At 73.2% G+C, this 13010-nt stretch carries 13 protein-coding genes; 6 read left to right on the top strand and 7 right to left on the bottom strand.

Annotated features, from left to right (window positions below; all coding sequences use genetic code 11):
• The 3 genes from ACXJKF_RS08210 to ACXJKF_RS08200 form a co-directional block, all read left to right on the top strand.
• Positions 1-504 (top strand): class F sortase (locus ACXJKF_RS08210; protein WP_456787247.1); only part of this gene is annotated, 504 nt, incomplete at its 5' end.
• Between the two features lie 59 nt (positions 505-563).
• Positions 564-1172 carry an RNA polymerase sigma factor gene (locus tag ACXJKF_RS08205; RefSeq protein ID WP_456787246.1) on the top strand — a complete coding sequence of 203 codons (609 nt, stop codon included), beginning with the start codon at positions 564-566 and terminating at the stop codon, positions 1170-1172.
• 7 nt (positions 1173-1179) lie between these two features.
• A complete protein-coding gene (locus ACXJKF_RS08200) occupies positions 1180-1983 on the top strand; it encodes an anti-sigma factor (protein WP_456787245.1) in 804 nt (267 codons plus the stop codon).
• Positions 1984-2026: 43 nt separating this feature from the next.
• On the opposite strand, the gene ACXJKF_RS08195 is transcribed toward ACXJKF_RS08200, so the two are convergent.
• From ACXJKF_RS08195 to ACXJKF_RS08165, 7 genes are all read right to left on the bottom strand, one after another.
• Positions 2027-2344 carry a DUF6458 family protein gene (locus tag ACXJKF_RS08195; protein ID WP_456787244.1) on the bottom strand — a complete coding sequence of 106 codons (318 nt, stop codon included), beginning with the start codon at positions 2342-2344 and terminating at the stop codon, positions 2027-2029.
• Between the two features lie 93 nt (positions 2345-2437).
• Entirely contained in the window at positions 2438-4507 is a 2070-nt protein-coding gene (locus ACXJKF_RS08190) for an alpha/beta fold hydrolase (protein WP_456787243.1), read from the bottom strand.
• Between the two features lie 84 nt (positions 4508-4591).
• On the bottom strand, positions 4592-5545 hold the full coding sequence (locus ACXJKF_RS08185; protein ID WP_456787242.1) for a type IV toxin-antitoxin system AbiEi family antitoxin domain-containing protein: 954 nt from the start codon (positions 5543-5545) through the stop codon (positions 4592-4594).
• A 230-nt stretch (positions 5546-5775) separates the two neighbouring features.
• Positions 5776-7863: a cytochrome c oxidase assembly protein gene (locus ACXJKF_RS08180; protein ID WP_456787241.1), complete on the bottom strand. Its 2088-nt coding sequence runs from the start codon at positions 7861-7863 to the stop codon at positions 5776-5778.
• 127 nt (positions 7864-7990) lie between these two features.
• On the bottom strand, positions 7991-8638 hold the full coding sequence (locus tag ACXJKF_RS08175) for a copper resistance CopC family protein (protein WP_456787240.1): 648 nt from the start codon (positions 8636-8638) through the stop codon (positions 7991-7993).
• Positions 8635-9363, bottom strand: coding sequence for a YcnI family copper-binding membrane protein (locus ACXJKF_RS08170; RefSeq protein WP_456787239.1), 729 nt, complete (start codon positions 9361-9363; stop codon positions 8635-8637). Before ACXJKF_RS08170 ends, ACXJKF_RS08175 begins: the two co-directional genes overlap by 4 nt.
• 74 nt (positions 9364-9437) lie before the next feature.
• Complete coding sequence (locus ACXJKF_RS08165) at positions 9438-10082, bottom strand: hypothetical protein (protein ID WP_456787238.1); 645 nt, start codon at positions 10080-10082, stop codon at positions 9438-9440.
• 167 nt (positions 10083-10249) lie between these two features.
• Here ACXJKF_RS08165 and ACXJKF_RS08160 point away from each other — a divergent pair, with 167 nt between their 5' ends.
• The 3 genes from ACXJKF_RS08160 to ACXJKF_RS08150 all read left to right on the top strand — a co-directional run bounded on the left by ACXJKF_RS08160 (position 10250) and on the right by ACXJKF_RS08150 (position 13003).
• On the top strand, positions 10250-12043 hold the full coding sequence (locus ACXJKF_RS08160; RefSeq protein WP_456787237.1) for an MDR family MFS transporter: 1794 nt from the start codon (positions 10250-10252) through the stop codon (positions 12041-12043).
• 83 nt (positions 12044-12126) lie between these two features.
• Positions 12127-12588, top strand: a complete 462-nt coding sequence (locus tag ACXJKF_RS08155) for a QcrA and Rieske domain-containing protein (RefSeq protein WP_456787236.1) — start codon at positions 12127-12129, stop codon at positions 12586-12588.
• 1 nt (position 12589) lies between these two features.
• A complete protein-coding gene (locus ACXJKF_RS08150; protein WP_456787235.1) occupies positions 12590-13003 on the top strand; it encodes a hypothetical protein in 414 nt (137 codons plus the stop codon).
• Positions 13004-13010: the final 7 nt, after the last annotated feature.

Genomic DNA, 13010 nt, shown 5'->3' with positions numbered 1-13010 from the left:
GGGCCGACCGTCCCCGTGGTCGAGGCGACCCTCGGCCCGCCGGTCGCCGCCACCCCGCCGCCCGTGCGGCTCGCCGTGCCGGACGTGGGGATCGACATGGCCGTCGACCCGGTCGGGGTGCGCGACGACGGCGAGATGGAGATCCCCGAGGACGCCGACCGCGCCGGCTGGTACAGGTTCGGGCCGGCCCCGGCCGACCCCGCCGGAGCAACCGTCGTCGCGGCGCACGTCGACAGCGTCCAGACGGGCATAGGGCAGTTCGCGAAGCTCCGTGACGTCGGGGTCGGGGCCGTCGTGACGGTGACGTCCGCCGACGGCGGGGTCCATGAGTACCGTGTCGTGACGGTCGAGAAGCTGCCCAAGGACGGGGCGCCGGTCGACCAGTGGTTCGACCGCGCCGGTGCGCCACGGCTCGTGCTCGTGACCTGCGGCGGCACGTTCCGCCGCGACATCGGGCACTATACGGACAACGTCGTCGTCACAGCCGAGCCGATCAGTGGGTAGCCGTGACTACGCTGCTGAGCGCTCCTGTCGTCCGGGAGCCGACGAGGGAGGAGCCGTCCGTGAGCGCACCCGCGCCCGGGTCTGCTGACTCGTCGCGCCCGGCGCACCGGCTCGACCCGGACGGCGAGAACGTCGAGGAGCTCGGCGCCGCGTTCGCGCGGGGCGACGAAGCCGCGATCGCCGAGGCGTACCGGCGCTGGTCCGCGCTCGTGCACACCGTCGCGCTCCGCTCGCTCGGCAGCGTCACCGACGCGGAGGACGTGACGCAGCAGGTGTTCGTCGAGGCGTGGCGCAGCCGGGAGAAGTTCGACCCGCACAAGTCCCGGCTCCCCGCCTGGATCCTGGGCATCACGCGGCACGTCGTCGCGGACACCCACGAGAAGCGCGCCCGCGACCGACGGCTGCGGGACAAGTCCGTGGCCGGTGCGGCCGAGTCGCCCGTGCCGTCCGTCGACACCCGGGTGGTCGACCAGGTCGTCGTCGCCGACGAGCTGGACCGGCTCGGGGACCCGCAGCGCACCATCCTGCGGCTCGCGTTCTACGACGACCTCACGCACGACCAGATCGCGCACCGGCTCGACCTGCCGCTGGGCACGGTCAAGAGCCACGTCCGGCGCAGCCTCGCCCGACTGCGGACCCGATGGGAGGTGGACGGTGCCGTTCGATGAGTCCCACGTGGACGATGACCTGCTCGCGCTCCTCGCCCTCGGCGAGACCGCCGGCTCGACCGCCGACCTCGCGCACATCGAGGAGTGCGAGCGGTGCGCCGACGAGCTGGCGTCCCTGACCGACGTCGTCGGCCTGGCACGCTCCGGCGGCGCCGACACCGCGCTCGTCGCGCCCGCCCCGCAGGTCTGGGACCGCGTCGCGGCGGAGCTCGGGCTGGCGACCGGCGCCACCGGATCGCCGACGGTGACGCCGTCACCCCTGCCCGCCGCCCCAGCGTCCGCATCCGTGACGTCGGCCTCGTCGCTCGTGTCCGACGCCTCGGTCACGTCGGCCTCGTCGGGCGACGTCGCCCCGGTCGTCCCGATCGACTCGCGCCGCCCGCGTGCCGGGCGCTGGATCGCCGCGGCCGCCGCGGTCGGACTGGTGGTCGGCGGCGGTGCGACGTGGTGGGCCGCCAACCGACMCGACCCCGTGACCGTGATCGCCACTGCCGTCCTCGAGCCCTTGCCCGGCTGGGACGCGTCCGGCTCCGCAGTCGTCGAGACGCGGTCCGACGGGACTCGCGTGCTGGTGGTCGACCTCGACCAGAGCGAGTCCTCTCCGGACGGCTTCCGCGAGGTCTGGCTGCTCAAGCCCGACGTCAGCGGGCTGGTCAGCCTGGGCACCCTCGCCGGGTCGGCCGGACGGTTCGACCTGCCCGCAGGTCTCGACCTCGACCAGTTCTCCGTGGTCGACGTGTCCGAGGAGCAGTTCGACGGCGACCCCGCGCACTCCGGCGACTCGATCGTGCGCGGCCCGCTGGAGGCATGAGAAACGCCCCCTCCGCAGGGAGGGGGCGTCTCGGCGTGCTCGGTCAGACAGCCGGGGGCGCTGCCGGCGGCTGCTGCTGCTGGACGACGGGCTGAACGGGCTGCACCGGCTGGACGGGCTGTGCCACCGGGGCCGCCTGCGCAGGCGGCGCGTTCGGCGTGGTGCGCTGCTCGACGACCGCCGTGTGGGAGGTGTTGCTGCGCTGCGCGTTGAGCACGATCGCCAGGATCAGCGCGATGACTCCCGCACCCATGCAGATGTAGCCGATCACCGTGAGGTTGACCCCGTCGATGGCGTCACTGACGCCGAACGAGAGGATCGCGCCGATGACGATGAGGGCGATTCCGCCTCCGATACCCATAGCTGGTCCTTCCGTCGAGCCGTGCGCGGGTCGCCCGGCCTCGACCGGCGAGTCTGGTGCCGACCGGGCGACCTCGCATGTTGAGAGCGCTTCCTAGCCCAGGATCTGTGGATAAACCGGGGCATTCTCACCCGTCTGGGCGAGCACGTGCTCCGCCAGGAACGCCTCCACCACCTGGTACCAGACGATCGCGTGCTGGGGGCTGAGCACCCAGTGGTTCTCGTCGGGGAAGTACAGGAACCGGTGCGGCGTCCTCCCCTCGTCGTCGGCGGGCAGGCCGCTCCTGGACAGGAGCTCGTACCAGAGGCGCAGCCCCTCGCCGATGGGGACGCGGTAGTCCTTGTCGCCGTGCACGACGAGCATCGGCGTGACGATCTGCTCGACGAACCGGTGCGGCGAGTTCTCGAGCGCCATCTCCGGTGTCATCTCGCGCTCCCAGTAGAAGGCCGCGTCCGTCGTCGGCCCGAACTGGTCCAGCGCCCACAGGCTCGCGTGCGTGACGATCGCCTGGAACCGGTCGGTGTGCCCCGCCACCCAGTTGGCCATGTACCCGCCGAACGAGCCGCCCATCGCGGCCGTCCGCGTCTCGTCGATGTCGTCGCGTGCCTCCACCGCGTCGGTGATGGCCAGCAGGTCCGTGTACGGCGCCGCGCCCCACGCCCCCCAGCCGGCCTGCACGTGGTCCTGGCCGTAGCCGGTGGACAGCGCCGGGTCGGGCAGCAGGACCGCGTACCCGCGCGCGACGAGGATCCACGGGTTCCACCGCCACGACCACGCGTTCCACGACCCGAGCGGACCGCCGTGGATCCAGAGAAGGAGGGGGGCCTTCCTGTGCTCGCTGGCGCCCTCGGGGAGCGCGAGCCACCCGCGCACCCGCCGACCGTCCTCGGCCGTCGTCTCCACCTCGGTGAGCGTGCCGGGCAGCTCGGGCGTCGCGGCCGGGCTGCGCAGCGCCGTCGTCGCACCCGTCTCCAGGTCGATCCGCACGGGGTGCGCCGGTGCCTCGTAGGAGGCGCGCAGAGCGAACGCCACCGAGCCGTCCGGGCTCACCGACACGTCGGTGAACGTGGCGTCGTCGCTGGTCAGCCGCGTGACCTGGTCGGACGCGAGGTCGACCCGGAACACCGGCCCCCGGCCGTCGTCGTCGGCCGAGACGAGCAGACCCGTGCTGTCGGGCAGCCAGACCGGGTGCTGCGGCCAGCGGTCCCAGCTCTCGACGAGCGTCCTCGGCTCCCCGCCGGCCAGCGCGACCAGCTGCAACGTGACGCGAGGGGCGTCGTGCGGCGTCGAGAGGCTCTCCCGCACGTAGGCGACCCAGCGCCCGTCGGGAGAGATCACCGGCGACCAGAGGTCCGCGGCGGGGTCGTCGACGAGCACCCGGTGCTCCCCCGACGCCACGTCGACCGCGACCAGCCGCCCCCGCTGCGCACCGCGCGCGAGCTGCAGGTTCCAGCCGGTCACCACCGTGCCGCCGTCCGGGCTGATCGCCGCGGCCTGCTCGACCAGCGCCGACCGGGCTCCCGGCGTCACGTCCGTGAGCGTCAGGCGCGGGTCCTTCGCCCCGGCCAGGGGTGCGACGACGTCCGCGCCGATCTCCGCGACGAACAGGTGCGGCGACTCCGGCCCCAGGTCGTGGTCCCAGAACCGGACCGGGTAGCCGCCGTGCAGGATCGCCTGGACCTTCTTCTCCTTGCGGGCCTTGCGCAGCTTCTCGTCCGCCTCGGCGTCCGTCGCGCTCGGCAGGACGTCCGAGCCGACGAGCACGACGTCCGCGTGCCGAGCGACCTGGACGCCGCCCAGGCCCGCCGCGCGGTCGGCCACCACGCGCGCCTCCGCGCCGTCGCGCGGCATCAGCCACAGCGCCGGGACCGGCTCGTCGTCGTCTGCCTTGCTGTCCGGGTCCGGCCGCGCGCTGGTGAACAGCAGGTCACCGCTCTGCGTGAACGCCGCGCTGGCCTCCCCCTTGGCGCTCCGAGTGAGACGCCGTGCGGGCTTCTCCCCGGTCGGGTCCACCTCCCACAGCGCGGTCACGAACTTGGTCGACTTGGCGTCGAGCGTCGCCACGCTGACCACCACCCGCGACCCGTCCGGCGAGAGCACCAACCCGCTCACCCGAGGGATCGCGACGTACTGATCAAGGTCATGAAAGACGGAAGAAGTCATGCGCTCCGTCCTATCACCGGTTACCGCGCGATGTCCCGCGGCCGAGAACAACGTCGGTCGCGTTCTGACCGWCCRSARCGCGACTCAGGTTGTTCTCGGCGGGCGGGTCAGTGCCGCGCGGACCGTGGGTGGGATCGTCTGCGATCTGATGTCTTTCGACGTGAAGCGAAGGACCTGGGCGGCGCCACGGGTGACCAGCGCGTTCTGGCGGGTCCGGTCCCGGTGCAGGGCGTCGGGTGCGTCGTGGAACTCGCGTCCGTCGATCTCTGCGATCAGCCAGCCGCCGTCGTCGCGCCGCCAGCCCAGATCGCCCCGCCCCAGGAACACGCCATCTGACGACCGGACCACGACCTGCAGCTCGTCCGGCGCGATGCCCGCATCGACGCACTGCAGACGCGCGAAGGTCTCGAGCGGCGACTCGGCGCGGGGGTCCACGCGGCCGAACACGTGTCCCTCCAGCCCGGCACTGCCCCGGCGCGATCGAACCCGTCGACGGACGCCGTCGATGTCAGCCCATGACTGGAGCCCACGGCGCAGGCAGTCGTCGATCACCGCGACAGCGTTCACCCGAGGCAGCTCGGGGAGCGCCTGCACGAGCGCCGAGCTGAGCGAGACGATCCCGTGACCGCCGTAGGTGCTCGTGACTGCGTCGCTGAACTGCCGCACCCGGACACCGTCCCGACTGCGCCCGAACCGCCCGTCGGGGAGCGCCACCTCCGGGACGATGTCGAGCGGCAGCCCGGAAACGCCCAGCAGAGCGAGAGCGCACGGTCCGACCGCGACCGAGCGCGGGCCCAGGGCGAGCAGCCCTGTCCACGCCGCACGCCTGCGACGATGATCCGCGTCGCGGCGGCGGTCGCGTCCGGGCGCCACGTCGTAGACGGCATGCGTCACGCGCTGCCACGTTCCCGCACCGAGGAGGCGAGTGCGCGCGTCGGCGTCGATGCCGAAGGCGCCGCACTGTGCCGCGGAGAGCAGGTCCTCCTGCCGGAACGCCAGCGCGAGCAGGGACGACGGGACCGGCCGTGGGGTGCGCACCCGCGCTACGACAACCGACACGAGCCCGGTCGGGGACCGCCGGACGGGCAGCTGTGCGGGACCGCGTCGACTGCCGGGCTGTGGTCGCCTCGACCTCCTGCGACCCCACTGCTCGGTCGGCCGCGCTGCGGTCGGCCAACTCGGCGGCGGCCGTCGCGGGGCAGCGCTGGTCAGGTCGAGCGACGGTCGCGGTCGAAAGGTCGGCCGCGACCGTCGCGGGGCGGCGCTCGTCAGGTCGGGCGGGTGTCGCGGTCCGCCAGGTCGGCCAGCATCGCGTTGTAGTCGTCCAGTTCCGTGTCGCCGTCGCGGTCGACCTGGCGGTCGCGGCGGCGGGCGGTGCGGTMGTCGTCGCGGGACCAGGCCAGTGCCACGCCGATCGCGAGGGCCAGCGTCGGGATCTCCCCGATGCCCCAGGTGATCGCGCCGCCGAGCTGCTGGTCGGCGATCGCGGACGGGCCCCACGGGCGGCCCATGAGCCCGAACCAATCGGCGACCAGCAGCACGTCGCCGGACACGAGGGTCACCCCGAAGAACGCGTGGAACACCATCGTCGCGAAGAGCAGGAGGAGCCGCTGCGGGTACGGCAGCCGCTTGGGGCCGGGGTCGATGCCGACGAGCGCGTTCACGAACAGGTACCCGGCGGCGGTGAAGTGCACGACCATCGCGAGGTGCCCGACGGGGCTGCGCAGCGACCACTCGAACAGGCCCGAGTAGTAGAAGAGCAGCATCGACCCGATGAAGTTCACGGCGGCGACCACGGGGTGCGCGAGGAAGTGCCCGACGTGGCTGTCGACGATCGTGAGGATCCACTCGCGCGGGCCGCGGGAGTCGTCGTCGCGGAGCTGGGTGGAGCGGACCGGCAGGGCGCGCAGCGCGAGGGTCACGGGCGCCGAGAGCGCGAGGAACAGGGGCACGACCATCGCGAGCACCATGTGCTGGACCATGTGCGCGCTGAACAGGATGTGCCCGTACAGAGCGGGTCCGCCGTTGGTGGCCCAGAAGAACAGGACCATGCCGACGGTCCAGGACGCGGCGCGCGCCATCGACCACGAGTCGCCCCGCCGACGCAGCCGCAGGACCCACCGCCAGTACACGACCAGCCCCGCGACGGCCGCCGACGCGAGCACCAGGTCCCAGCGCCACTCGGTGACCCAGAGCATCCCGCTGGGCTCGGGCGGCAGCGGGTGGCCGGTGAGCTGGTAGGCGGGCGACGGGTCGGCGGGGGGCTCCTCCGGCACGGGCGGCGCGGTCTCCCCGAGCGCGACGGCCACCCCGGAGACGGCACCCATGACGGTCAGCTCCACGAGGACCAGGCGCCAGAACAGCCAGTCGGTGGTGCGCGTCGCCAGCTGCGGCAGGACGGCCCGGCGGTGCGCGAGCCCGAGCAGGCCGAGCACGCCGAACAGCGCCACCTTGGCCATCAGCAGCAGGCCGTAGGTGGTGGTCAGGTCGCTCCAGCCGGTGGTCCGCAGCAGGCCGTTGACCAGCCCGGACACGGCGACGGCGACGAAGCACCAGCCGGCGATGACCGAGTACCGCGCGACCGACGCGGACAGGTCGGTGCCCACCCGCCGGACCAGCAGCGCGAGGGCCGTGAGCGCGCCGATCCAGATGGCGGCGCCGACCAGGTGGACCACCATCGACGACGTCGCGATGTCGTGCCCGGAGGCGCCCGCGGCGTGCCCGAGCTGCGCCTGCTGCCAGAGCGCGACGAGCACGATCGCGGCGGTCCAGGCGGCGCCGGTGGGCGTCGTGACGACGAGCGCGAGGGCCGTGACGACGGCCGCGACCGTCGTGATCAGCAGCAGGGTGCGGCCGAGGTCGATCTGCGTCACGAACACGCCGAGCTCCGCACCGAACGAGGCCGAGTCCAGCGGCCGCCCGGCGACGTTCGCGTACGTGAGCACCAGGTGCACGATCGACAGGAGCGTCCACGTGCCCGCGGCGAACCCGGCCACCAGCGTGCTGCGCGGGTACGCCCGCCCGTCGGCGGTGCCGATGCCCGCTCGGGCGGTGCGGGTCGACGCGACGGCGGCGCGGCGCGGGAGCACGCACACGGCCAGCACGAGCGCGCCGAGCGTCACCGACCCCGCGAGCTCGGTGAGCACCTCCGTCGCGGGCAGGCCCCAGCGCACGGCGGCGCCGGGGTCGCGCAGCAKGGCCGGGAGCGCGGCCCCCGAGAACGCGACGCCGAGGAGCGCGGCGGCGACGGCGGCGAGCACCAGCGCGAGCACGCGCCAGGGGCTCGGGGGCCGACGCGCGTCGGCCCCCGGCTCACCGGCACCTGAGCGGCCGGCGCTCGTCACCGGCGCAGTCATCGGACCAGCGTAGGTCGCCGCAGCGACCGGCCCGACATGCCGTCGGTCACGTCTCGCGCGACGTTCGCGGCGTTCGCGGCATCGAGCCGGAGGGGTCCGCTGGCGCAGCCGCCGGGGAGCACGTCCCTCACACGCCTCCCGACGGTGGATCTGCGGTCAGGTCCGTCGGTCGCCCGGCCGGGCGCCGCCTCAGCAGCAGCCACGCGACGACACCGCCGATCACCACGAACGCGGCAACGGCCCCGACGAGAACCGCGCCGGAGACGCGTTCCTCCGCGGCAGCGGGTGCCGAGGAGGCGGACGGTGACGGGCTCGGCGCGGCGGACTCGTTGGCCTGGACCTCGGCGGAGGTGGTCGGCGAGGGTGTCATCGTCGGCGCGACCGTCGCGACCCCGTACGAGGTGGCCTCGGCAGCCGTGAACCGGAACTGCCCCTCGATCGGGTGCCCGTCCGCGGACGTGACGCGGTAGATCACCGTGTACTCGCCGGCGGGGAGCTCCCCCGTGACCGCGATACCGGCCGTGTTGTCGACGAGGATCGGCGGTCCGATGTTGACCATCGTCTCGTCGGCCGTGTGCACCATGATCTCGGTGCCGACCATCAGCACGGGCTCGTTGAAGGTCAGCGTGACCTGCTCCGGGACCACCTGGACGGTCGAGCCCTCGGCCGGGTCGGTGCTCTGCAGCACGTTGTGCGCCTGGGCGGCGGGCGCCCCGAGGACGACCGCCGCCAGGCCGAGCAGCACGCCGAGCGCCCCGGCGAGGGTCCGCCTCACGCGTCGCTCCGGCGACGTCGTCCGAGCACGGCCAGCACCAGCGCGACGACGCCGAGCACGAGGCCGGCGCCACCGAGCACCCGGGCGAGCGTGTCGGGCTCCGACGCGGTCGGGGCGGCCGTGGTGACGACCGCTGCCTCGTCGACGGTGGCGTTGTCGGACTCGTCGGAGGTGCCGTGCTCGTCGGCACCCTCCGTCGTCGTCAGCTCCGGCGCCGGGTGCGCGGGCTCCTCACCACCCTCCTCCGCGACGTCCACCCAGTCGACGACCGTGCCGTCGGTGTAGGTCTGGTGCGCGGGCAGGACCAGGCGGGTGCCGGCGTCGGGCAGCGGGCCGGCAGAGACCTCGAACTCCTGGAACTGGCCGTCGACGATCTCGGCACCAGGCGCCGCGGTCCACACGACGCGCGAGGGCGCCTCGGTCAGCTCTGTCCCGTAGAAGTCGACGGGCTCGGGCAGCGGGGCGGTCTCGACGGTCGCCGTCCAGCCGGGCAAGGGCTTGGTGGAGACCGACAGGAGGGGGGTGTCCGTCGGGAGGTCGACGGTGACCTGCGAGGTCGCGGCCGTCTCCGACTCGTTGGGGACGCGGAAGGTGAGCACGGTCCATCCTCCTGCGGTGGTCTGCTCGGGGACCACCCGGACGTGCGCGGACGCGGCGGTGAGCGGGACGACGGCGAGGGCGAGGGCGACGACGGTGGTCGCGCCGAGACGGCTGATCGAACGCATGGCAGGTTCCCCTTGGGGGTGGCAGTGGTGGTCGAGGGCGGGCGCGCGCGCACGAGCCCTCCGACCGCTGCCGATCAGCGAGGAGGGACCGTGGGCGACTGCCACGCGGGCGGACCGCGCAGGGGAACGACGTCACGCCACCAGGCGTCACCGGACCAGGGGACCTCGCCCGGCGTCGGCAGCGCGGGTCGGGGGACGACGACGACGGCCGCGGGGCCGCCGACGAGGGGACGCAGCCACGCCGCGATCCACCACAGCGCACGGTCCGCGCCGACGAGCACGAGGGCGACCACGACGGTCGCGAGGACGTGCAGCACGAGCATCGCGGACTCGCCGAGCACCGGCTGCGCGAGCCCTGGGTCGATCGCGGTGCACGCCGTCTGCGACTGCATGACCATGCCGGGATGGTGCTGGTGCCCGAAGAGGGCGGCCTGGTCGGAGGGTCCCGGCATGCACGCCATGGAGGTGAACAGGCTGAACGACGAGTGCACCGCGAGCTGCCCGACGCCGAGCAGGGCGACCGCACCGACGGCCCCGAGCCGACGGCCTGTGAGCACCACCGCGGCGGCCAGCACGAGCGCGGTCAGGCTGACGACCACCACGAACGGCGGGAGGGCGCCCCCGGCGAGCACGTGCGCGAGGGCTGCGAGCGCGACCGTCACGACCGCGACCACGGCCCCGCGCGCGAGGCGCAGCGGACCGGTCGCGGGCATGGGCATGCCGGACACGGTAACGGTGACGGCCGATCGGCGTCCGCCCCGCTGAAGCGTTTATCCACCTCGCGGACGCCGGGCGGGAAAACCCTGTGGCGGGGAACACATGGCGGGTGCACCGTTGTTGCGGCACGTTAGTTGTCCTGCGCAATCATTCCGGCCGAGAAGGTCTCATGTCCTCACAGCACACCGCCGCCCCCGAACGGCAGACGTTCGTGCCCCCGACGCACCGTGAGATCCTCACGATCCTCGGCGGGCTGATGCTCGGCATGTTCCTCGCCGCGCTCGACCAGACCATCGTCGCGACGTCCATCCGGACCATCGGCGACGACCTGCACGGTCTGTCCCTGCAGGCGTGGGTGACCACGGCGTACCTGCTGACCGCGACGATCTCCACGCCGCTGTACGGCAAGCTCTCCGACATCTACGGCCGCAAGCCGCTGTACCTGATCTCGATCTCGATCTTCGTGGTGGGCTCGCTGCTGTCCGGCACCGCCGACTCGATGTACCAGCTGGCGGTCTACCGCGGCGTCCAGGGCCTCGGCGCCGGTGGCCTCATGGCGCTGGCGATCACCATCCTGGGTGACCTCGTCGCCCCCCGCGAGCGTGCCCGCTACCAGGGCTACTTCCTCGCGGTGTTCGGCACCGCGTCGGTGCTCGGTCCCGTGGTCGGCGGGTTCTTCGCCGGTGCGGAGACCATCCTCGGGATCACCGGCTGGCGCTGGGTCTTCCTCATCAACGTGCCCATCGGCATCCTCGCGATCATCGTCGTCGCGCGCGTGCTGCACCTGCCGCCGCTCAAGCGGGTCGAGCACAGGATCGACTACCCGGGAGCCCTGGCGCTCATCGTCGCGCTGGTGCCGCTCCTGGTGGTGGCCGAGCAGGGCCGCATCTGGGGCTGGGACTCGCCGCGGTCGCTGGCCTGCTACGTCGTCGGCGTGCTGGGTGTCGCGGCGTTCATCCTGGCCGAGCGGTACGCCAGGGCCGACGCGATCCTGCCGCTGTACCTGTTCCGGAACCGCACGTTCTCCGTGGGCGCTGCCGCCAACACGGTGATCGGCCTCGGCATGTTCGGTGGCCTGGCGACGCTTCCGCTGTACCTGCAGATCGTGAAGGGCCAGTCCCCCACCGAGGCCGGGCTGACCCTGATCCCGTTCACGCTGGGCATCATGACCGGCTCGATCGTCGCCGGCCAGACGACGTCGCGGACCGGCCGCTACAAGGCGTTCCCCGTGATCGGCACCGTCCTCATGGGCCTGGGCGCCCTGTTCTTCTCCCGCCTCGAGGCCGGCACGACGCTGCCGTACGTGTTCGCCGTGTCGATCCTCTTCGGGCTCGGGCTGGGCTTCACGATGCAGCCGCTGGTGCTGGCCGTGCAGAACGCCGTGGAGGTCCGGGACATGGGCGTCGCGACGTCGTCGTCGCTGTTCTTCCGGCAGATGGGCGGCACCCTGGGGACCGCCGTGTTCCTGTCGGTGCTGTTCTCGACGGTCGGCCCCAACATCGCGGCGGCGTTCCGGACCGCGTCCCAGACGCCGGAGTTCCAGGCGGCGGTCGCCGACCCGGCGGTCGTGGCCGACCCCGCGAACGCGCCCGTCCTGGGGATGCTGCAGGGCGGCGGCGGCACGGTGCCGTCGCTGGACGACTCGTCGTTCATCAACGCCCTCGACCCGCGGCTCGCGCAGCCGTTCCTCGACGGCTTCGCGCAGTCGGTGGACACCGTGCTGCTGCTGGCCGCGTTCATCATGGTGTTCGGCGTGATCCTCACGGTCATGCTCCCCGAGCTGCCGCTCCGGAACGTCTCGGGCATCCAGGGACGGTTCGACGACGACGCTGCGAGCGCGGCCGGCGCCGCGACCGCGGTCGGCGGGGTCACCGCCGTCGTCGCCGACGAGGCCGCCGTGGCCCGCGCGCAGGACGAACCCACGCCGAGCGGGCACCCTGGAACTGGTGCCGCGCTCGGGTGAACGTGGCGCGCCGGGGTGAACCTCGACGGGCCCGGCACCGTGACACAGGTGTCAGCCCCACCAGGTCCGACCCGGAGGTCCCGATGTCCGCGACTGCACAGAGCACCACCCACACCTGCGACGGCTGCCTGGACCGGCGGGAGGTGCTGGTCCGGGCCGGTCTGGTGACCATGGGTGTCGCCGCCGCCGGCGTCCTGGCCGCGTGCGGCGGCTCCGACACCCCGGCCGACGCGCCTGCGGAGAGCGACGACGGGACGCTGGCGCAGCTGTCCGACATCCCCGTGGGCGGCGCGATCTCCGCCAAGCTCGCCGACGGGCAGCCGATCATCCTGGTGCAGCCCACGAAGGGCGAKGTCGTCGCCCTGACGGCGGTCTGCACGCACCAGCAGTGCACCGTCGCGCCCGAGGGTGACGAGCTGAAGTGCCCGTGCCACGGCTCGGTCTACGACCTGACCGGCGCCAACGTCTCCGGCCCGGCACCCTCACCGCTCGCGCAGTTCGACGTGCACGTCAGCAACGGAGCCGTCCTGAACGGGAAGGCGTGAGATGAGCTGGCACACCGGGTGGCAGGCTGGCTCCGACCTGCTGCGGGCGCTCCTGTCCGCGTGCGTCATGCTCTCCGCCGTCGTCCACCTCGACCTGTGGGCCAACGGCATGAACACCCTCGACGTCGTCGGGCCGGCGTTCCTGCTCAACGGCGTCGGCGGCCTGGTCCTCGGCGTCCTGGTGCTGGTCTGGCGGCACTGGCTGCCGTTGCTGGGCGCGATCGGGTTCGGCGTGGCGACCCTGGCGGCGTTCCTCATCTCGACCACGCCCGGGGGCTTCTTCGGGGTGCACGAGCAGTGGGTGGGCGTCCCCGTGTGGCTGTCGGCGATCTCGGAGATCGGCGCGATCGTGCTCGGCGTCGCGGCGCTCCTGGTGGAACGCCGTGCAGCAGGTGGTCCCGCCGGCAGTGCTTGACTTGGCG

The organism is Cellulomonas sp. P5_C5 (assembly GCF_054049655.1).
This window is presented reverse-complemented; position numbering and strand designations above follow the sequence as displayed.

Excerpts from the sequence above, each read along its gene's own strand:
- ACXJKF_RS08195 (WP_456787244.1), bottom strand. The coding sequence starts at position 2,344 with ATGGGTATCGGAGGCGGAATCGCCCTCATCGTCATCGGCGCGATCCTC.
- ACXJKF_RS08190 (WP_456787243.1), bottom strand. The coding sequence starts at position 4,507 with ATGACTTCTTCCGTCTTTCATGACCTTGATCAGTACGTCGCGATCCCT.
- ACXJKF_RS08170 (WP_456787239.1), bottom strand. The coding sequence starts at position 9,363 with ATGCGTTCGATCAGCCGTCTCGGCGCGACCACCGTCGTCGCCCTCGCC.
- ACXJKF_RS08165 (WP_456787238.1), bottom strand. The coding sequence starts at position 10,082 with ATGCCCATGCCCGCGACCGGTCCGCTGCGCCTCGCGCGCGGGGCCGTG.
- ACXJKF_RS08160 (WP_456787237.1), top strand. The coding sequence starts at position 10,250 with ATGTCCTCACAGCACACCGCCGCCCCCGAACGGCAGACGTTCGTGCCC.
- ACXJKF_RS08150 (WP_456787235.1), top strand. The coding sequence starts at position 12,590 with ATGAGCTGGCACACCGGGTGGCAGGCTGGCTCCGACCTGCTGCGGGCG.